This window comes from Arthrobacter glycogeni (genome assembly GCF_054511155.1).
Genome location: NZ_JBTNDE010000005.1, coordinates 78,940 through 97,920, shown reverse-complemented (window position 1 = coordinate 97,920; position 18,981 = coordinate 78,940). Strand labels below are relative to the sequence as shown.

Genomic DNA, 18,981 nt, shown 5'->3' with positions numbered 1-18,981 from the left:
CTATTTTCCTTCCCCGACGCCGGCGGCCTGAGCTGTCTGCGGGAGGTCATGCGAGTGGTACTCGACTGAGTCGTTGGTGAGCTGCATGTACGCCTCTTCGAGGGACGCCTGCAAGGGTGTTAGTTCGTACACAAGCACCCGGTTGTCGAGCGCGGTGCGAGCGATCCGGTGGGAATCCGCCCCGGTGACCTCGAGCAGTTCGGGTTCCAGCTGCTTCAATGTCACGCCGTCGCCGGCGAGCGCGCGGATCAGTTCACCCGGGTTGTCGGTGCGGACCCTGGTGCGGGTCTGCCCCTGACCGGAGAGGATCTGCTCGATGGGTGCGTCAGCGATGATCCGCCCGCGGCCAATCACAATCAGGTGGTCGGCCGTCAGCGCCATTTCCGACATCAGGTGGGATGACAAGAACACCGTGCGACCCTCGGTGGCGAGCCCCTTGGCAAGGTGGCGTACCCACTGGACACCCTCCGGGTCCAGTCCGTTGACCGGCTCGTCGAGGATCACCGTGTGGGGGTCACCCAACAGAGCGCAGGCAATGCCGAGGCGTTGGCCCATACCGAGGGAGAACCCACCGACCCGTTTCTTGGCGACGGGGCCCAGCCCGGTCATTTCGATGACTTCCTTGACCCGGCTATTGGGAATCCCGTGGGTTGCCGCCATGGCGCGCAGGTGGCTGTAGGCGGTGCGCTTGGTGTGAACGGCTTTTGCGTCCAGCAGGGCGCCCACCTCGCGGAGCGGGGCACGGTGTTCGGCGTAGCGCCGACCGTTGACGGTCACGCTGCCGGCCGATGGATTGTCCAGTCCGACGATCATCCGCATGGTCGTCGACTTCCCGGCACCGTTGGGGCCGAGGAAGCCGGTGACCTTGCCGGGGTGAACAGTGAATGACACATGATCCACTGCTGTCTTGGAGCCATAGCGCTTCGCCAGGCCGTGTGCCTCAATCATGGCTGTGTCCTCTAGGTTGCTTGGTGCCCGTTGCCGGGCCTTCCTCTACCCTACGGATTGCCGTCTGCCCGGTCGCCGCTCCTTGGGATGATGTTTGCCCTCTTCCGAATCCACCTTTTGGATGAGGGGTCAGCCAAAATCGGCCGTTCACGCGGTGTTGCGGCGCAAGGTGAACGAGGCAAGGGTCAGCACCGCGAGCACGATCAGGGCAAGGGACAGCACGTCATTCCACATGGCCTGCGTGGCGTCGGTGTGTGCAGCGATTTCCAACAGCGCGTCCACCGAAAAGGTCAGTGGAAGCACGTTGGAGACCGCCTCAAGCACCTCGTTCATCCGGTCTCGGGCCACGAATAACCCGCACAGCAGGATCTGGGGGACGACTACCACGGGCATGAATTGCACTGCCTGGAACTCGGTGCGGGCAAACGCCGAGCACAGTAGCCCCAGGGCAACGCCGAGCACCGCGTTCACCACGGCCACCAGCACCACGAGGGCGGGGCTGCCCTTTACGTCCAGGTTGAAGAGCCAGTAGGCCACCCCGGTGGCGACCATCGCCTGCAGCGCTGCCATCAGTGAGAAGGCGAGGGCGTAGCCAAAGAGCAGGTCCGCCTTATGCATCGGGGTGGTGAGCAGCCGTTCGATGGTTCCCGACGTGCGTTCCCTGAGCATGGTGATGGAGGTGACCAGGAACATGACGACGAAGGGGAAGATGGCCAGCATCATCAGGCCAACCCGGTCGAACGTCCGGGGCGCTCCCGCGGGAAGCGTCTCGTTCTGGAACAGGAAATACACCAGGGCGAGCAGGAGGCCGGGTACCACCAGGATGAGCGCGATACTGCGCGGGTCGTGGCGCAACTGACGGAGCACTCTCTGCGCGGTGGCGAGCAGGCTCCGGGGCTTCACGCTGCGCCTCCTACGGTGGGGTCGGTTTCGGTTTCGCGGATGAGCCGGAGGAAAGCGGCCTCGAGGTTGTCGGTGTCCGCCCGCCGTCGAAGGTCATCGGGGGTGAGGTGCGCGAGCAGGTGGCCGCCGCGGAGCAGGCTGAGGAAGTCGCACCGCGCGGCTTCCTCCATCGAGTGGCTCGAGACCAGCAGGGTGGTCCCGTTCGCGGCCAGGCCCGCGAAGCGCTGCCACAGCTCTACCCTCAGCACCGGGTCCAGGCCCACGGTCGGTTCGTCGAGGATGAGCAGCCGCGGGGCGGCCACGAGGGCGCAGGCCAGGGAGACGCGACTGAACTGTCCACCGGAGAGGCCTGACGCCTTCCGCCGGGCAAGATCGGACAGCCCGACGGCGGTGAGTGCCTCCGCGGTATCCGACCGGCTCCTGCCATGCATGGCGCCGAAGTAGCTCACATTCGCTTCAACCGTGAGGTCAGCGTACACACTGGGACTCTGGGTCATGTAGCCGACCTCGCGGCGAAGGGCCGGGTCGCCGGCCGGCCGATCCAGCACCGACACGGTACCAAAGGTGATGCGCTGGACACCGACGATGGTCCGCATAAGCGTGGTCTTTCCGCTGCCCGAGGGCCCGAGCAGTCCGGTGATCCGACCCGCGGGAACGCTGAAGTTGACGTTTCTGAGGACGTCCCGTTTGGCGCGCGTCACTGTTAATGCTGAAATCTCGACCGCGCTGCGCGGATCGGTTTGGTGCGGTGCCATGGCGGCTCCTGACCTTCATCTGGCCCGAAACAGCTCTCTACCGGGAGCTGATTGACTCAAACTTTCTGATACACAGCGGCACGAAAATCAGCAACATGAGCACAATACCAATTAAGATGGTGATGAACGGGTTCTGCAAGGTCCATGCCGTGGGTTCCGGGAAATCCGGGTTGGTGTTGCCGAACAGTTGCCGTGCCGACTCCACCAGGGCGGAGACCGGATTCCACTCGGCAATGTTCTTGAGCACCTCAGGCAGGGTATGGATGGGAACGAACGCATTAGAGATGAAGGTCAGCGGGAACAGGATCATGAAGGACGCGTTGTTGATGACCTCTGGGCTTCGCACGCTCATGCCCAGCAGTGCCATCACCCAACTGAAGGAGTAGCTGAAGAGAAGCAGGATTGCCACACCGCCGAGGAAACCCCAGATCGAGGTGGTGACCCTCCACCCGACGATCCAGCCGGTACCCATCATGATCAGCATCGAAATGCTGTTGATGACCAGGTCACCGTTGGTGCGGCCTATTAGCACTGCTGCGGGGCTCATGGGCAGCGTGCGGAACCGGTCAATGATGCCGTCCTTGAGGTCCTGTGCCATGGCGGCGCCGGAGAACGTTGACCCGAAGATGACCGTCTGGGCAAAAATACCCGCCATCAGGAAGTTGGTGTAGTCGGAGACGTTCATTGCTCCGCCGTAGACCTGGCTGAATAGCAATACGAACATGATTGGCTGCAGGATGGTGAAAACCAGGATCTCCGGGACGCGTTTGATCTTGATCAGGTTCCGGCGGGTGGCAATCCATCCGTCGGAAAGTAGCTGACCCGCTGGGGTGCCGGTGCTCTGGTAGGTCTGTTTGGTGAGGACACTCATGTGGCTTTCTCCATTTCGGCTACATCGGCGTCCTGCCCTTGTTCGGCCGCGTGGCCGGTGAGCTTGAGGAAGACGTCGTCGAGGGTTGGGCGACGCATCCCGGCGTCGTGCAGGCCGACACCTGCTTGACCGAGGTCTGCGAGCACGTACTGCAGGGCGCGCGGACCGTCGGTGACGGCTACCTCGACGCTGCGACGGTCGCCGGACACCCGGGCTTCTCCCTCACCGTGGCGGGTAAGGATCTCACTGGCAGTGCCGGCGTCGGCCTCGTCAATGAGCGCAACGACCACACGGTGTCCGCCGATCTGCGCTTTCAACTGATCGGAGGTGCCCTCGGCGATCACTTTACCGCCGTCGATCACGGCGATGTCGTCGGCGAGGTGATCGGCCTCTTCGAGGTACTGGGTGGTGAGCAGCAGGGTGGTGCCGTCATTGACCAGGTTCTTGATGATCTGCCACAGGGCCAGCCGGCTCCGTGGGTCAAGGCCCGTGGTGGGTTCGTCGAGGAACAGGATCTTTGGGTTGATGACCAGAGCGCCAGCCAGGTCGATCCGGCGGCGCATGCCACCGGAGAAACCCTTCACCGGGCGGTTGCCAGCCTCGGTGAGCTCGAACTGGTCGATCAGCTCCTGTGCACGACGCCTCGCCGTCTTGGCACCCAGGTGGTACAGCCGACCAACCATTTCCAGGTTCTCGAATCCGGTGAGGTTCTCGTCGACCGCCGCGTATTGTCCCGACGCCCCGATAATGCGTCGAACAGCCCTGGGATTCGCGAGAACATCGATGCCATCGACGACTGCGGTTCCTTCGGTGGGCTGGATCAGCGTCGTCAAGACCTTCGCAACGGTGGTCTTGCCCGCACCGTTGGGACCGAGCAGCGCCTTGACTGTGCCCTGGGGCACCAGCAAGTCCAGACCGTCCAACGCGTGAACGGGGCCGCTCTTCGATTTGTAGATCTTTTTCAGACCTCGGGCCTCAATAATTGTCATGCGACCAAGCTTAAGGTTCAGCGCCACCTGCAGGTAGTAATTCAGGACAGCTTTTGTCCTCATGCAAATCGGGGCAGACAACCCCTATGCCGCCTGTTCAGGACACCGGGGTTCCCGGCCGATTCACTCCGGTGCAGCGCTCGGCAGCGGCCGGTGCCACCAGGAACGAGGCGAGCACTGCCACCCCCACGACGAGCAGCGCATTGCGAATGCCCACGATGTCCCCGAGGAAGCCGAGCAGGGGTGGGCCGGCGAGGAAGGCCAGGTAGCCGATAGTGGAAACCACCGATACCCGGGCGGCCGCGTGCCGTGGCTCGTCCGCCGCTGCGGACATGCCCATCGGGAAGCCCAGTGCTGCGCCGGCTCCCCACAGCACGGCGCCGATTCCGGCGAGTGGAACGGTTGGTGCGAACACGAAGAGGAGCAGACCGACCAGCGACGACCCCAGGCTGATTTGCAGGACCCTCACCCGGCCGAAACGGTCAATTACTGAACCGCCGAGAAACCTGGCCAAAGTCATTGCGCCGACAAACACGCCGAACATCACCGCGCCAATTTCTTCCTTCGCATCGAGGCCGTCGACGGTGGCCGTCGCAACCCAATCGTTGGCGGCCCCTTCGGTGAGCGCTGCGCCCAGCACGACCAACCCAATGAGGAGCGTGCGCGGCTCCAGCCAGGCGGCGAACCGGCCGGGTTGGGGGCTGTCGGGGTGCGCGTCGGCGTGGGAGATTTCCGGCAGGAAATAGCGGGGCACCCATAGGGCCACCACCAACACCACTGCCGCCACTCCCAGCAGGTGATAGGACAGGTCGACGCCGAGTACCGACAGTCCGGCGCCAATCATCGCGCCGGCGAAGGCGCCCCCGCTGAACGCTGCGTGGAACTTCGGCATGATGGTGCGCCGCAGACGATGCTCGACGTCGGCGCCCTCAATGTTCTGTGCCACGTCCCAGAGGGCCACGCCGACCCCGAACAGGAACAGGCCAGCCGCGGAAAGGGGGATCGACGTCGTCGTCAATCCGGCGGCGATAGTCACGGCGGCGGCGGCCGACACCACGCCACCGATCCGGACCGTGTTGGCGACCCCTACCCGGCCGGAGACACTTCCCGCGAGGGGAAGCGCGAGTACTGATCCCGCCGCGGCGGCCAACAGAAGTGCGCCGGTCTGGCCGTCGCTGAGGCCGAGCGTTGACGATGCCGCCGGGATCCGGGCTGCCCAGCTGGCGAAGACCAGACCGTTGAGCCCAAAGACGGCGAACGTCGCCCACATTGCCGGAGACACATTAGTTTGCACCAGTAAACCGTATGCGCAATCGCCGCGGACGGTCTACCGCCGCGAACGTAGGGTCAGACACATGGCGGGCCGGTGATGTTCAGCGATCTCGCTGGACCCGGCCCTCATCCCAGACCGGCTCCCCGGTTTCGTACACCTTGCCGTCGGATCCGAAGACCATGAACCGGTCGAAGCTGCGGGCGAACCATCGGTCGTGGGTGACGGCCAGCACGGTGCCCTCGAAGGCGTCGATGGCCTTTTCCAGCGCCTCGGCCGAATGGAGGTCGAGGTTGTCGGTCGGCTCATCGAGCAGCAGCAGGGTGGCCCCAGACAGTTCCAGCAGCAAGATCTGCAGCCGCGCCTGCTGTCCGCCCGAGAGTGAGTCGTACAGTTGCTCCGCCTGCCCGGCCAGGCCGTAGCGGTCCAGCACGCCGGAGGCTGCCTCCCGCGGCAGCCCCGAGCGGTGGTCGTCACCGCGGTGCAGGACGTCCAGGAGGGTTCGCCCCAGCAGGTCGGGGCGCACATGGGTCTGCGCGAAGAATCCGGGTCTGATCCGGGCCCCGAGCTTGACCGTTCCCTCGTGGGGTACAGGCTGGATGCTGACTTCGGAGACCGGTTCGTGCTCCCGCTCCGGATCGGTGCCACCGCTGGCCAGAAGGCGCAGGAAATGGGACTTGCCCGAGCCGTTGGATCCAAGCACTCCCACCCGGTCGCCGAACCAGATCTCGGTGCTGAACGGCTTCATCAGTCCGGTGAGTTCAAGTTTCTGCGCGACGACGGCGCGCTTGGCCGTGCGCCCACCCTTGAGCCGCATGGTGACGTTCTGCTCGATCGGGATCGCCTCGGGTGGTCCCGCTTCGAGGAACTTGGCCAGCCGGGTCTGGGCCGCGTGATACCGGTTGGCCATGTCGGACCGGAAGGCTGCCTTGTTCTTGTACATGTTGACGAGCTCTTTGAGCTTGAGGTGCTCCTCGTCCCAGCGCCGGCGCAGTTCTTCAAATCTCAGGTTCCGGTCGGTGCGGGCCTGCAGGTAGCTCTCAAAACCGCCGCCATGGATCCAGCTGGACGCGCCGAGCGCCCCCGGCTCCAGGGTGATGATGCGGGTGGCCGCGTTGGCCAGCAGTTCCCGGTCGTGGCTGACGAACAGCACTGACTTTTTGGATTCGTTCAGTTTCGCCTCGAGCCAGCGTTTGCCGGGCACGTCGAGGTAGTTGTCTGGTTCGTCAAGGAGGAGCAGCTCATCCGGCCCGGAGAACAGCGCCTCCAGGACCAGCCGTTTCTGTTCGCCGCCGGACAACGACGACGACGCGCGGTACTGGGCCCGGGCGTAGGGCACCCCGAGTGCAGCCATGGTGACTTCGTCCCACGTGGTTTCCAGTTCGTATCCGCCGGCGTCCCCCCATTCGGTGATGGCGTGGGCGTAGCGCATCTGGGTAGGTTCGTCGTCGTTCTCCATCATGGCGAGCTCGGCGTCGTCGACCGCTGTGGCGGCCTTGGCGAGCGCTGGCGGTGCGGCGGAGACGAGGAGGTCCCGGACCGTCGTCTCGTCCCTGACCTGGCCGACGAACTGGCGCATGATGCCCATGTTGCCGGAGCGGGTGACCGCACCCTCATCGGCGGTGATGTCCCCGGCGATGATGCGCAGCAGGGTGGTCTTCCCGGTGCCGTTAGGGCCGATCAGGGCCGTCTTGTGACCGTCGCCGACCTTGAAGCTGACGGCGTTAAGCAGTTGCCGTCCGTCAGAGAGGAAGTAGTCGATGTTGGATACGTCTAGGTGAGCCACGGCTTAAGTCTGTCATCCGGGGGCAAACCCGCGTTCCAGCCCATCGAGCGGCCCGACCCGCCCCACGCCACCGCCACCGAATCGGATGGGAGCCGCATGCCGCCTATGGCAGGATGAACCGATGACCAGTGCTGCTGCCCCAGTCCGGCCACAACGAGTCCTCTTTTACGGGGTGACCGGGTCGGGAAAGTCCACCGCCGCCCGCCGGTACGCGACGGCGACGGGCCTCCCCGAAGTGTCCGCTGATGACCAGATCGGGTGGCTACCGGGGTGGACCGAACGCGATCCAGAGGATCAGGCCCGGCTGGCCAGCAGCCTCACAGCCGGCGAGCGCTGGGTCCTCGACACCGCCTATGCCAAGTGGGCGGGCCAGGTGCTCCCCCGCGCCGAGCTGATCATCGCCCTGGACTACGCCCGGTGGGTCTCCTTGTTGCGGTTGGTCCGGCGCACGCTCCGTCGGGTGGTCCGCGGAGATGAGGTCTGCAACGGCAACCGGGAGTCGGCGCGCAGGACTGTTGCCCGCGACTCCATCCTGGTGTGGCACTTCAAAAGCTTCCCCCGGAAGCGGGCGCGGATCAGGAAGTTTATTGACGACGGCGACGTCCCGGTGCTGCGCTTCACCCGCCCCCGCGACCTGGAACGCTGGCTCCGAGAGGTCGAGAGCACCTCTGGCGCCCGCTCGCCAGGCTCACCCACCCCACCCCAGGATCCAGTCAGCAGATAGGACAGGTTTCACGGCGAAAACCGGTCATAAGTGTTGACTCATCCAGGGCCGGGCGGGGGCGGGCCAAGGCTGTGCGAGGTGGGGCTGGGCGCAGGCCCTAGGAGGACACCTTCGCGGACTCGGGGAGCGAGTTCGCCTGCGCCACCCGGCCCAGCCACCCGAGGCTCGGCTTGGGATGCCGTTCAAAGGTCTCGGCGTCCCACCCGATCAGCCCGAAGGTTGGCTTGAAACTGCCCCACTCGTAGTTGTCCAGAGCGCTCCAGTGCAGGTAGCCGCGCACCTCGATCCCGTCGGCAATGGTCCGGGCGACGCCCTCCAGGGCGCCCCGCGTGTAATCGATCCGGCGGGCGTCATCACCGGTCGCGATGCCGTTCTCGGTGATATAGATGGGCACACCGTTGCGCCGCCACGAGTTGCGGATCCCGTACTCGATGGCCGACGGGTAGTATTCCCACCCGGTCAGGGTGCGTTCGGCGCCGTCATCAATCGGCAGCGGACCCTCAGCGCCGACCTTCGTCCGGGTGTAGGCCTGAACCCCCACCCAGTCGTCGCCGGCCGAGGCTTCCAGGAAGACGTGCTCGCGGGTGCGCCCATACTCCTCGGTGACGTCGTCGGCCCCGGTCTCCGCCTGGTAGGCCTGGGTGGCAACCGACCACCCAGCCTGCTTACCAGCGGCCCGGAGGATGTCCACTGCACGGCGGTGGGCAGCGACAAGGTTAGCCGTGACCTCCGGGTTGCCTGCCGGGAGGCCCACCGATGGGAAACCCTGCTCAGGGTCTGCGAGCACGGCCACCATGTTCGGCTCGTTGATGGTGCAGACCAGTTCAACACCGTCCAGCACGGGAAGCGTGTGCTCCACATAGCGGGCGAAACGTTCCACCGACCTCGAATCCTTCCACCCTCCGGCCCGGGCAAACCAGATCGGATTCGTAAAGTGGTGCAGGGTCACCATCGGCGTCAGACCGAGTTCGACGGCGGTGGCCACCATCCGGCGGTAATGGTCCAGCGCCGCCCGGGACACGAACCCCTCCTCGGGTTCGATCCGTGCCCATTCGATACTGAAGCGATAACACGTCAGACCGGCGTCGGCCAGCAGGGTCATATCCTCACGGTAACGGTGGTAGCTGTCCGCGGCGTCGCCGCTTGGAGCCTCGACCGGCGCGCCGGGAAGGTGGCCATGCTCGCGTTGCCACCAATCGGAGTTGACGTTGCCGCCTTCAATCTGGTGCGCCGCTGTGGACGCACCCCAAAGGAACCCATTCGGGAAGTTCATAGGTTTGCTACTTTCCGCCGGCGTCAGCCGGCTATTTGATGCCTGTCAGCGCGATGCCCTGCACGAAGTACTTCTGCAGCAGCACGAAAATCAGGAGGATGGGAAGGACGACGACGACGGCGCCCGCCATCATCAGCCCGTACTCGGCGGCGTTCTGGCCGACCGAATACAGGGCCAGGGCGACGGGGAGCGTGTAGCGGTCCTCGCTGGTGGCAACGACGAGCGGCCAGAGGAAGTTATTCCACGACGCCAGGAAAGTGAGGATGGTCAGGGTGGCCACCGCCGGCCCGCACAGGGGCATGATGACGCGGAGGAAGATCCTCCACTCGCTGGCCCCATCAATCCGTGCGGCCTCGATGAGCTCGTCGGGCAGGCTCAGCATGAACTGCCGCATCAGGAACACACCCAGCGGTGCGATCAGGAAGGGCAGGATCAGCCCGGGGTAGGAGTTCACCAGACCCAGGTTCGCGGTCAGCACGAAAAGCGGCACGAAGGTAACCACCCCCGGCACCATCAGGGTCCCCAGGACCAGGATGAAGAGAACCTTTTTGCCGGCGAACTCAAGTTTCGCCAGGGCGTAGCCCACCATTGAGGAGAAGATGATGTTCCCGGCGGTGACGAAAATGGCCACCACCAGGCTGTTGGCGAAGAACGTCGCGAAGTCCAGCCGCACGAACAGTTCGGTGTAGTTGTCCAGGGTGGGCTCGAGCGGCCAGAAATTCAACGGATACTGACGGATCTCGGCATTCGTCTTGAACGATCCGAGAATCATCCACACAAAAGGCAGGATCATCGCGATCATGCCGAGCGTCAGCACCAGATACAGCCACACCTTGGGTCGCTGCCGCAGGGGCGAACGGCGTGGCCTCGTCTGGGTAACCAGGTCGACCGGCGGAACGGTTGAAACTGCCATCTCAATCCTTCTTTCCGAGAAGCCGGAACTGGATCAGCGACAAGACGACGATCGCCAGGAACAACACGTAACTGGCCGCCGAAGCGTAGGAGTAATTGCCGAAACCGAACTGGTCGTAGGTGTACATGGCGGTGGATAAGGTCGCGTCGAGCGGCCCGCCGCTGGTCATCACATACGCCTCTTCGAAGAACTGCAGGTACCCGATACCTGTGATGACCGCAGCAAACAGGATCGGAGGACGCATTGCTGGAAGCGTGATGTTCCAGAACCGCTGGACGGCGTTAGCTCCGTCCACCATTGCGGCCTCATGAAGCTCCCGCGGCACTCCCTGGAGACCGGCCAGGAAGATCACCATCAAGGTGCCAATGTTCCGCCATACTGCCATAGCGATCAGCGACGGCAACGCCCAGAATTCGTCCTCCAGCCAGTTCGGCCCGGCGATGCCGAATACGTCGAGGAACCCGTTCAACAGACCGTCAGGTTGCAGGATGAACCGCCAGACGATGGCGACAGCAACAATGCTCGTCACCACCGGGGCGTAGTAGCCCACCCTGAAGATAGTGCGGAACCGGGCGATCCCGCTGTTGAGGGCGAGCGCCACCAGCAATGCCAGGGCCATGGTCAGCGGAACCCCGACCAGCACAAACACCGCAGTGTTCACCAGTGATCGAACGAACCGGGGGTCATTGAACAGACCGATGTAGTTCTCCAGCCCCACAAAGTTCACGCCGAAGGGGTTGCGGAGATCCCGGGTGGTGAGATCAGTGAAACTCATCGCCAACGAGGCCAGGATGGGACCCGCCATGAAGAGGATAAAGAGGATGAGGAAGGGGGCGGCGAAGCCCCAGGCTATGAGCGTCTGGCGGTTCCGGCGCGAGTGCGGTTTGCGTACTGGTTTAAGCTCTCGCGCCGGTGCGTCGCCGACCGTTGCCGATGGGGCGGAGACCACTGTTAGAGGCCTGTCCCGATGCTTTCGGCCTGGCTCTGGATAGCGGCCAGCGCCTCATCAACCGTGGTGTCGCCGCGGGTAACCTTTTCGAGTTCCTGGTCGATCACCGCCGAGACCTGTGCCCACGTGGGGATGGCCGGCGGGGCCTTCGAATCCTCCAGCTGGGCTGCGAAGACGCTCAGGTTCGGATCGTCGGCGAAGGTCGGATCCTCGTAGGCTGCCTGCACACTGGGAAGGGTCGTGGAAATACCGTACCACTCCAGCTGCGTCTCGGGTTCGCCGAGCCACCTCACGAACTTCCAACTGGCATCCCGATTTTCGCTGTCGTTGAACACGGCCAGGTTGCCACCGCCGGTGAAGCTGGTCTGCGACTCGGCTCCAGGGACCATTGCAACGTCAAACTTGTCAGCAAATTCCTCCCCGCCCTGCTCTTCCAGGAGACCGACGTGGAACGGGCCGCTGAAGAACGAGCCCACCTCACCGGAGATGAACTTCTGCTCAATTTCGCCGGTCTCAAGCCGCACCGGATCGGAAATCCCGTCTTCGAAGAAGCTCGCGTAGTACTCGAAGGCCTTTTTCCACTCGGGGGTCTCGAAGGTGAATTCGGTGCCGTCCTCATTCATGATGTCGCCACCCTGCTGCCAGACAAACGGGGCCACGTACTGCCAGGAATCGAACCCGCCGGGCGGTAATGACACGCCAACCTCGGAACCTTCCGACTGGAGTCCCTCAGTGAAAGTCTTGAATTCGTCCCAGGTGGTGGGGGGTTCCACTCCCGCGGCCTCGGCCAGATCGGTCCGGTAGTACATGGCGCGGGTGTCCACGTACCAGGGGATACCGTAGGCGACGTCGTCGACCACTGCCGTGCCCCAGGAACCCTCGAAGAAGTCGCTCTCCTCGACCAGGCCCTCAGGGGTGGGCTCCAAGGCACCGGTTGCAGCGAATTCGCCCACCCAGGTGGTGCCAAGCATCGAAATATCGGGGGTTTCCCCGCCAGCAATAGAAGTGGCAATGCGGTCATGGGCGCTTTCCCACGGAACCGGGGTCACGTTGATGGTGACGTCGGGGTTCTCCTCCTCGAACTGGGTAGCCAGTTGGTCGAGCACTTCCCCTTCGTTGCCCATCGCCCAAATGGTGACTTCCCCAGCCGCGGGGGTGTCATCGATCGAGGCACCCGCCTCTGCGGCGGCCTCGCCGCCTTCTTCGCGGCCGCATCCTGTCAGTGCGAGCGCGCCGATAACGGCTACCGCGCTCCATGATCGCCATTGATTCATAGTGTTGCCTCCAGTGGATGGTGTGAAATGCTCCGCGGGAATCAGCGTTCGCCACCGGAGTTCGTTGCAAAGCTACCACAAAAACCTTACATGCGGAAGGTTTTTATTTCCCCTCATGCGATAGGTTTTTGTTCATGACTATCTCCCCCGACCGGAAACGCGGCAGTTACGCCAAAGGCCAGGCTAAGCGCCAGGAGATTCTCGATGCCGCACTGGTCGTCTTCGGGCGAAGCGGCTTTCACAGCGGATCCTTGCGGGAGATCGCCAAACGGGTAGCCCTGACACCCGCCGGGCTGATGCATCACTTCGCCAGCAAGGAGGAACTGTTCACCGAGGTCCTCCGGCAGCGGGACGAGCGGGTGAAGGAAGCGGCCGGCGATGTTGCCGAAGACACCCTCCTGCAGCAGATGCGGCGCGTGGTCTCCTACAACCAGACCACGCCCGGACTGACTTCGCTTTATACGGTGATAGCAGCCGAGGCCACCAATGGCGACCACCCGGCGCACGGATACTTCGCCGCCCGCTATGCCGATCGGGCAGAGCAGACGGCAAAAATCCTCGCCGACGCGCAACGCGACGGACTGGTGCGTGGTGACCTTGATGTCCACCACGCCTCCCGGCTCATCGCCGCAGTCATGGACGGGCTGCAGCAGCAGTGGCTCCTCGACGACACAGTGGATATGACCGGAGTCTTCGACGAGTTTGTTCGGGGTTACTTCCTGAACCCGGCACCCGTTGGGGCGGCGGGTTCAGGAAGAGACTAGTTCCCGCCCAGGTCGGTGCCGAACACCTGAGCTTCAACCAGCGGGCGGACTGCCTTTTCAAACCCGCGGTCCACGAAGTAGTCCTTCAGCTTGTCCTTCTTCTGCTCATTGAGGATGGCGCCCATAATCATCGACTGATCCAGGCTAAGGTACCGCTCGGCGGCGGTTCCGCTGCCAACCGCAACCGAGTCGTAGAACCCGCCGGGGCCATAGGCGCCCAGCTCATTCTTGATGCCGTCGAGGTTGTCCAGGACTGCCTCGCGGTCGTAGGGCAGCGCCAGGAACGCCGCGTGGGGCGTGACGACGCCGTCACCAAATTCGGGTGCGGGATTGGTAGCCTCCCGGCAGCCGTCGTACCCTTTGTCGACGTCAGTACTCTCGACGTCGCTCGCGTAACCGGTGCTGTTGATACCGATCTCCTCTACCCCATATTCCCGATAGGAGGCGAAGGGGTCGCTGGCCGGCGAAAATCCCCAGTACCCATAGTCGGCCTCGTCCATGCCGTGTTCGATATGCGACCGGACGGTAGCCTCGTGGTTCGGAGCCCAGGAGCGTTTACCCCAGTCGGCCTCCGGAACGAACAGGTCGGGCATCAGGGCCTCGAACATGCTGCCGCCCCAGGCCGGGACGAGCTTCATCCCCCGGTACTCATACACGCCCTCGAAGACGCTCACCCCCAGGTATTCACGAGTTTCACCGGTTGGCTTCTGTTCCTGCCAGCCGAAGTCGCAGCCGCGGTCCGGCATGGTGCGGTAGGTGCCGTAGTAGGCGGACGGGGGAATCTGACCGTTGGCGATGCCCAAGTAGGTGGCAATGCGTGCCTCGCTCACCGACGTGTCGTACCAGTGGCAGGTGTAATACACGTCCGGGCCCTCATCGCCGTAGTTGTCGGCCACTGCACAGCCATTCCCCGGCGGAGCATCCCAGAACCCGCCGCGGTTGAGGCTCACTCCCTCCCGCGCGTTGAGGTCGTGGTACCACCCGAAGTCCATGCTGTCGTAGAGCGCGTCGGCCTGTTTGGCGAGGCGCGGTTCCGCCTCGGCCACCACCCTGAGCGCTGCTGCGAGCCAGCCGTTATCGACTGTGCTGAGGAACGGATGGACAACGTCGCCGCTGTCCGGCCAGATGGTGAGCTTGCTGCCATCCGTTGGCGAATACCAGTTGTAGTACATGCCGCTGGCCTCATGCACCTCGAGTGTCTCGAGAGTGTCGAGAGTAGTCGCTAGCCGGGCGCTAGCTTCTTTCCGATCAATGATCTTGAGGTCCCGGGCGGCAATGGTCGACCAGAGGTAGCCGCCGATGTTGGTCGGACTCGTGTATTCGCTGGGTGTGCTGAGGTCACCCTCGATGTTGTCAGCTGGCAGGCCTGTGGTCTCGTCGGTCATCGCCGCCAGCGAGGCCCAGGTGTCGACAGCGTACTGCGTCAGCGGGTCGGACTTCTTGCCGCCCGGTTCGGCGACCGCCGCGGTCGGTGCAACGAGTGCAACGACTGCAGCTGCCGCCCCGAGTGCGAGCGCTGTCCAACGTCGACCAGTCGGCCGTGAGCCCGGGACAGCTTGGAGGTTAGGCAACTTCATGGGAACTCCTTTGTTCGGATGAACTTCAGGGTTCCATAAAAACCTTACACACACAAGGTATTTAACCGATTCCCGCGATCGATTCCAGGTCGTTGAAGCTATACACGTGGATTCCTGCGAAACTTCCCGAGTCGAGGACCGTCCGGACCAGCGGAGCAGGGTCGTACGACGACGGCGCCAACACGCTGCGCACCAGCGAGCCCCCTCCGGCGCCGCTCAGGGACCGCCGCGCGAACTTCAGCGACGGGCCCACCCCGATACGTGCGGCAAGGGAGATCAACCTGCTGCGGCGCACCGCGCCCGGCACTCCGGCCCAGACAGGCAGAGTGACACCTGCAGTTCGCAGCTCCGAAAGATAGGTATCGAGGACCGGTCCGGAGAAGCAGAGTTGGGTCACGGCCCAGGAACACAGGTCCTGCTTTTTCAGAAGCAGGTCAGTGAGCTCAGTGGCTGATGCGCCGGGCCTGCCCTCGGGGTAGGCGGCGGTTCCCAGCCTGAAGGAGCCGCCGCCCAGCGACGTGATGTCCTCCACCAGCGCCCCACTCCACGGATAGGGTCCAACTGCGGCGTCAGCATCCCCGGCGATCACGAAGATGTCGGAGACCCCGGCTGCCTGCAAACGTGCCAGGAAACCGGCGAGCTGCTCGCGGGACGTCAGGGAACGGGCCGCGAGGTGCGGCACGGCCCGGTACCCGAGGTCGGCCAGCCGCACCGCCAGATCGACGGTCTCCTCGGCCCCGTGCCGCGGCAAACACGTGATGGTAATGACCGCCGGCGCCGGCAGGTATTGCTGCAGCGCCTCGACAATACCGGCCTGGGGAACAATTTCGACCCGAAGCGGGATGGACAGTAGAGGTTCAGCCATGGCTCAGCACTCGACGACGTTCAGCGCAAGCCCCCCACGGGCCGTCTCCTTGTACTTGTCCATCATGTCCGCACCGGTGTCCCGCATGGTTTTGATGGCGACGTCGAGCGAGACGTGGTGTATTCCGTCGCCCCGGACGGCCATCCGGGCGGCGGTGATCGCCTTCATGGCGCCGACGGCGTTCCGTTCGATGCAGGGGATCTGCACCAGCCCGCCGACGGGGTCGCAGGTCAGTCCCAGATTGTGCTCGATCCCGATTTCGGCGGCGTTCTCCACCTGCTCGGGAGTCCCACCGAGTACCTCGGCGAGCGCCCCGGCTGCCATGGCGCACGCGGATCCCACCTCTCCCTGGCACCCGACCTCGGCGCCGGAAATCGACGCGTTCTGCTTGAACAATGCTCCAATGGCCGTGGCTGCGAGCAGGAAGCGGACGACGCCGTTGTCGTTGGCTCCCGGGACGAAGTCGACATAATATTTCAGGACTGCCGGGATGATCCCCGCAGCACCGTTGGTGGGTGCTGTGACCACGCGGCCCCCGGCGGCGTTTTCCTCGTTGACGGCCAGGGCGAAGAGGGTCACCCATTCCATTGTGCTCAGCTTGTCATGGGGGTCCTCGGCCTTCTGCTGCAAGCGGAGCTGGGTTGCTGCCCGACGTCGTACGCCCAACCCGCCCGGAAGAATTCCATCGGTGGTCGATCCGCGGTGGATGGTGTCCTGCATGACGTCCCAGATGTCGAGGAGGCCGGAGCGGACTTCGGCCTCGGTGCGCCAGGACAGCTCGTTGGCCATCACGATCTCCGAGAATGATTTACCATTTGCGGCACACACCTCCAGCAGCTGCTCCCCCGTGTTGAAGGGGTGCTGCACCGGCACGGTCGCCTCCGCGGCGGGGTCCGCGCCGATCTGGTCCTCATCCAGCACGAATCCGCCGCCCACGGAGAAATAGTCCCGGACCAGCAGCTCGCTGCCGTCGGCGCCGTAGGAATGGAACCGCATCCCGTTGGTGTGGAAGTCGAGCCGCTTCCGCCGGTGCATGATCAGGTCTACCTCAGGATCGAAGTCGATCTCCCGGCGACCGGCGAACCGCAGCCGGCGGGTCTGCGCCACCTCATCGACGCGGGGACCGGCGGCCACCGGGTCGACCAGCTGCGGCCGCTCGCCTTCGAGCCCCAGGATGACCGCCTTGATGGTGCCGTGCCCGTGGCCGGTCACGCCCAACGAGCCGAACAGCTCTACCTCGACCCGCTGCACTGCATCCGCCAGGCCGCGCTGCTCCATCAGCTCCGTATAAAGGAACGCGGCGGTCATCGGCCCCCCGGTGTGGGAGCTGGAGGGGCCGATCCCTATTTTGAACAGGTCGAACGCACTGATGGGCATGGAGTTCCTTAGCCGTGGTTCTGGGTGCCCGCGCCGAATGGCACGACGTCTGCGTACAGCGGGTGCTCTGCCGCCAGCGCTTCCACCCGTTGCCCGAGTGCCGAGAGGTCGGCGTTCGCCGGAGCGATGAGGGCCTCCGCGATGATGTCGGCCACCTCGACGAAGGCTGCGGCTTCGAATCCACGGCTGGCGAGGGCGGGCGTGCCGATCCGCAGTCCCGAGGTGACCATGGGTGGCCGGGGGTCGAAGGGCACTGCGTTGCGGTTGACGGTGATGTCGATCTGCGCGAGCCGGTCCTCGGCTTGCTGGCCATCGAGTTCGCAGTTCCGCAGGTCCACCAGGACCAAGTGAACATCGGTACCACCGCTGACCACCGAAATGCCGTGCTCGGCGACGTCCGGCTGGGTGAGTCGGTCCGCAAGGATCCGCGCGCCATCCAGGATCCGCTGCTGGCGTTCCCTAAATTCGATGGAAGCAGCGATCTTGAAGGCGACAGCCTTGCCGGCGATGACGTGCTCGAGCGGTCCGCCCTGCTGACCCGGGAACACTGCTGAGTTGATCTTCTTGGCAATCGCGGCGTCGTTGCTGAGGATGATCCCGCCGCGCGGACCGGCCAGGGTCTTGTGCGTGGTGGAGGTGGTGACGTGGGCGTGCGGCACCGGGCTGGGGTGCAGCCCTGCGGCGACCAGACCGGCGAAGTGTGCCATGTCGACCATCAGGTATGCGCCCACCTCGTCGGCGATGCTCCTGAACCGTTCAAAGTCGAGCTGCCGCGCGTAGGCGGACCAGCCCGCGACGATGAGCTGCGGCTTGTGCTCGCGGGCGAGGCGTTCGACGTCGTCCATGTCCACCCGATAATCATCAGGGCGCACCTGGTAGGGGATCACGTTGTAGAGCCGGCCGGAGAAGTTGATCCGCATGCCGTGGGTCAGGTGGCCGCCGTGGGCGAGGTTCAGGCCCATGATGGTGTCGCCGGGTTTGATCAGGGCGTGCATGACGGCGGCGTTTGCCTGTGCTCCGGAGTGCGGCTGGACGTTGGCGAAACCCGCACCGAAGAGTGCCTTGACGCGGTCGATGGCCAACTGTTCGAGGACATCGACGTGCTCGCAGCCGCCGTAGTAGCGGCGGCCGGGGTAGCCCTCGGCGTACTTGTTGGTCAGCACCGAGCCCTGCGCCTGCATGACTGCCACCGGGGTGTGATTCTCGGAGGCGATCATCTCGAGTCCGTTGCGCTGCCGGGTGAGCTCAGCGTCGATGCTGTGTGCCACCTCCGGATCGAGGTCGACGAGGTTCGCGTTGAGGTGACCGATCGTGTCGGGCTGCATTTGGGTGCTCATGCGTCGATCCCGTTCGTCGCGGCGTATTCCCCGGCGGAGAGGAGTGGGCCCTCGCTGGCGACGTCGACCTTGAATAGCCAACCTGCTCCATAGGGATCCTCGTTGAGGACACCTGGATTATCAACGGCGTCCTGGTTGATCTCGGTGACCTCACCGGTGACGGGGGCATAGAGGTCGGACACTGACTTGGTCGACTCGACCTCACCGCAGCTTTCGCCGGCGGTGATGGTGTCGCCCACCTCGGGGAGGCTGACGTAGACGACGTCGCCAAGCGCATCGGCGGCGATAGCTGACACGCCGACGGTGGCCGGTCCGGCTGGTGGGGCGTCGATCCATTCGTGTTCGGCCGAGTAGCGGAGTCCTGGTTTAATGATGCTCACGTGGGTATATGCCTTTCGGGGTATGT

The 18,981-nt window shown here is 64.3% G+C and carries 18 protein-coding genes; 2 read left to right on the top strand and 16 right to left on the bottom strand.

Annotated features, from left to right (window positions below; all coding sequences use genetic code 11):
* The 7 genes from ACX80O_RS05100 to ACX80O_RS05070 form a co-directional block, all read right to left on the bottom strand.
* Positions 1-948 (bottom strand): ABC transporter ATP-binding protein, encoded by a 948-nt coding sequence (locus ACX80O_RS05100; protein WP_459332754.1) that lies wholly within the window; start codon positions 946-948, stop codon positions 1-3.
* Positions 949-1,095: 147 nt separating this feature from the next.
* Positions 1,096-1,851 (bottom strand): ABC transporter permease, encoded by a 756-nt coding sequence (locus ACX80O_RS05095; RefSeq protein WP_459332753.1) that lies wholly within the window; start codon positions 1,849-1,851, stop codon positions 1,096-1,098.
* Complete coding sequence (locus ACX80O_RS05090; RefSeq protein WP_459332752.1) at positions 1,848-2,606, bottom strand: ABC transporter ATP-binding protein; 759 nt, start codon at positions 2,604-2,606, stop codon at positions 1,848-1,850. Before ACX80O_RS05090 ends, ACX80O_RS05095 begins: the two co-directional genes overlap by 4 nt.
* 37 nt (positions 2,607-2,643) lie before the next feature.
* Positions 2,644-3,477: an ABC transporter permease gene (locus ACX80O_RS05085; protein ID WP_459332751.1), complete on the bottom strand. Its 834-nt coding sequence runs from the start codon at positions 3,475-3,477 to the stop codon at positions 2,644-2,646.
* A complete protein-coding gene (locus ACX80O_RS05080) occupies positions 3,474-4,466 on the bottom strand; it encodes an efflux ABC transporter ATPase subunit, DrrA-related (protein ID WP_459332750.1) in 993 nt (330 codons plus the stop codon). The genes ACX80O_RS05085 and ACX80O_RS05080 overlap by 4 nt, the downstream gene beginning before the upstream one ends.
* Before the next feature lie 97 nt (positions 4,467-4,563).
* Positions 4,564-5,736, bottom strand: a complete 1,173-nt coding sequence (locus ACX80O_RS05075; RefSeq protein WP_459332814.1) for an MFS transporter — start codon at positions 5,734-5,736, stop codon at positions 4,564-4,566.
* A 103-nt stretch (positions 5,737-5,839) separates the two neighbouring features.
* Positions 5,840-7,522 carry an ABC-F family ATP-binding cassette domain-containing protein gene (locus ACX80O_RS05070; protein WP_459332749.1) on the bottom strand — a complete coding sequence of 561 codons (1,683 nt, stop codon included), beginning with the start codon at positions 7,520-7,522 and terminating at the stop codon, positions 5,840-5,842.
* A 121-nt stretch (positions 7,523-7,643) separates the two neighbouring features.
* Here ACX80O_RS05070 and ACX80O_RS05065 point away from each other — a divergent pair, with 121 nt between their 5' ends.
* On the top strand, positions 7,644-8,246 hold the full coding sequence (locus ACX80O_RS05065; protein ID WP_459332748.1) for a P-loop NTPase family protein: 603 nt from the start codon (positions 7,644-7,646) through the stop codon (positions 8,244-8,246).
* Between the two features lie 97 nt (positions 8,247-8,343).
* On the opposite strand, the gene ACX80O_RS05060 is transcribed toward ACX80O_RS05065, so the two are convergent.
* The 4 genes from ACX80O_RS05060 to ACX80O_RS05045 are packed head-to-tail and all read right to left on the bottom strand — an operon-like array spanning position 8,344 to position 12,655.
* On the bottom strand, positions 8,344-9,519 hold the full coding sequence (locus ACX80O_RS05060) for a glycoside hydrolase family 1 protein (protein ID WP_459332747.1): 1,176 nt from the start codon (positions 9,517-9,519) through the stop codon (positions 8,344-8,346).
* Positions 9,520-9,550: 31 nt separating this feature from the next.
* Positions 9,551-10,432: a carbohydrate ABC transporter permease gene (locus tag ACX80O_RS05055; protein WP_459307512.1), complete on the bottom strand. Its 882-nt coding sequence runs from the start codon at positions 10,430-10,432 to the stop codon at positions 9,551-9,553.
* A gap of 1 nt (position 10,433) precedes the next feature.
* Positions 10,434-11,381, bottom strand: coding sequence for a carbohydrate ABC transporter permease (locus tag ACX80O_RS05050; protein ID WP_459332746.1), 948 nt, complete (start codon positions 11,379-11,381; stop codon positions 10,434-10,436).
* Between the two features lie 2 nt (positions 11,382-11,383).
* Positions 11,384-12,655: a sugar ABC transporter substrate-binding protein gene (locus tag ACX80O_RS05045; RefSeq protein ID WP_459307510.1), complete on the bottom strand. Its 1,272-nt coding sequence runs from the start codon at positions 12,653-12,655 to the stop codon at positions 11,384-11,386.
* Between the two features lie 134 nt (positions 12,656-12,789).
* Between ACX80O_RS05045 and ACX80O_RS05040 the strand changes: the two genes are divergently transcribed.
* On the top strand, positions 12,790-13,419 hold the full coding sequence (locus tag ACX80O_RS05040; protein ID WP_459307509.1) for a TetR/AcrR family transcriptional regulator: 630 nt from the start codon (positions 12,790-12,792) through the stop codon (positions 13,417-13,419).
* On the opposite strand, the gene ACX80O_RS05035 is transcribed toward ACX80O_RS05040, so the two are convergent.
* The 5 genes from ACX80O_RS05035 to gcvH all read right to left on the bottom strand — a co-directional run bounded on the left by ACX80O_RS05035 (position 13,416) and on the right by gcvH (position 18,955).
* Positions 13,416-14,996 (bottom strand): glucoamylase family protein, encoded by a 1,581-nt coding sequence (locus ACX80O_RS05035; RefSeq protein WP_459332745.1) that lies wholly within the window; start codon positions 14,994-14,996, stop codon positions 13,416-13,418. The two genes, ACX80O_RS05040 and ACX80O_RS05035, sit on opposite strands and share 4 nt — an antisense overlap.
* 61 nt (positions 14,997-15,057) lie before the next feature.
* Positions 15,058-15,861 (bottom strand): methylenetetrahydrofolate reductase, encoded by an 804-nt coding sequence (locus ACX80O_RS05030; RefSeq protein ID WP_459332744.1) that lies wholly within the window; start codon positions 15,859-15,861, stop codon positions 15,058-15,060.
* A 3-nt stretch (positions 15,862-15,864) separates the two neighbouring features.
* Positions 15,865-17,238 (bottom strand): L-serine ammonia-lyase, encoded by a 1,374-nt coding sequence (locus tag ACX80O_RS05025; RefSeq protein ID WP_459332743.1) that lies wholly within the window; start codon positions 17,236-17,238, stop codon positions 15,865-15,867.
* 8 nt (positions 17,239-17,246) lie between these two features.
* Complete coding sequence (gene glyA, locus ACX80O_RS05020) at positions 17,247-18,575, bottom strand: serine hydroxymethyltransferase (RefSeq protein ID WP_459332742.1); 1,329 nt, start codon at positions 18,573-18,575, stop codon at positions 17,247-17,249.
* Positions 18,572-18,955 (bottom strand): glycine cleavage system protein GcvH, encoded by a 384-nt coding sequence (gcvH, locus tag ACX80O_RS05015; RefSeq protein ID WP_459332741.1) that lies wholly within the window; start codon positions 18,953-18,955, stop codon positions 18,572-18,574. The genes glyA and gcvH overlap by 4 nt, the downstream gene beginning before the upstream one ends.
* Between the last annotated feature and the right edge of the window lie 26 nt (positions 18,956-18,981).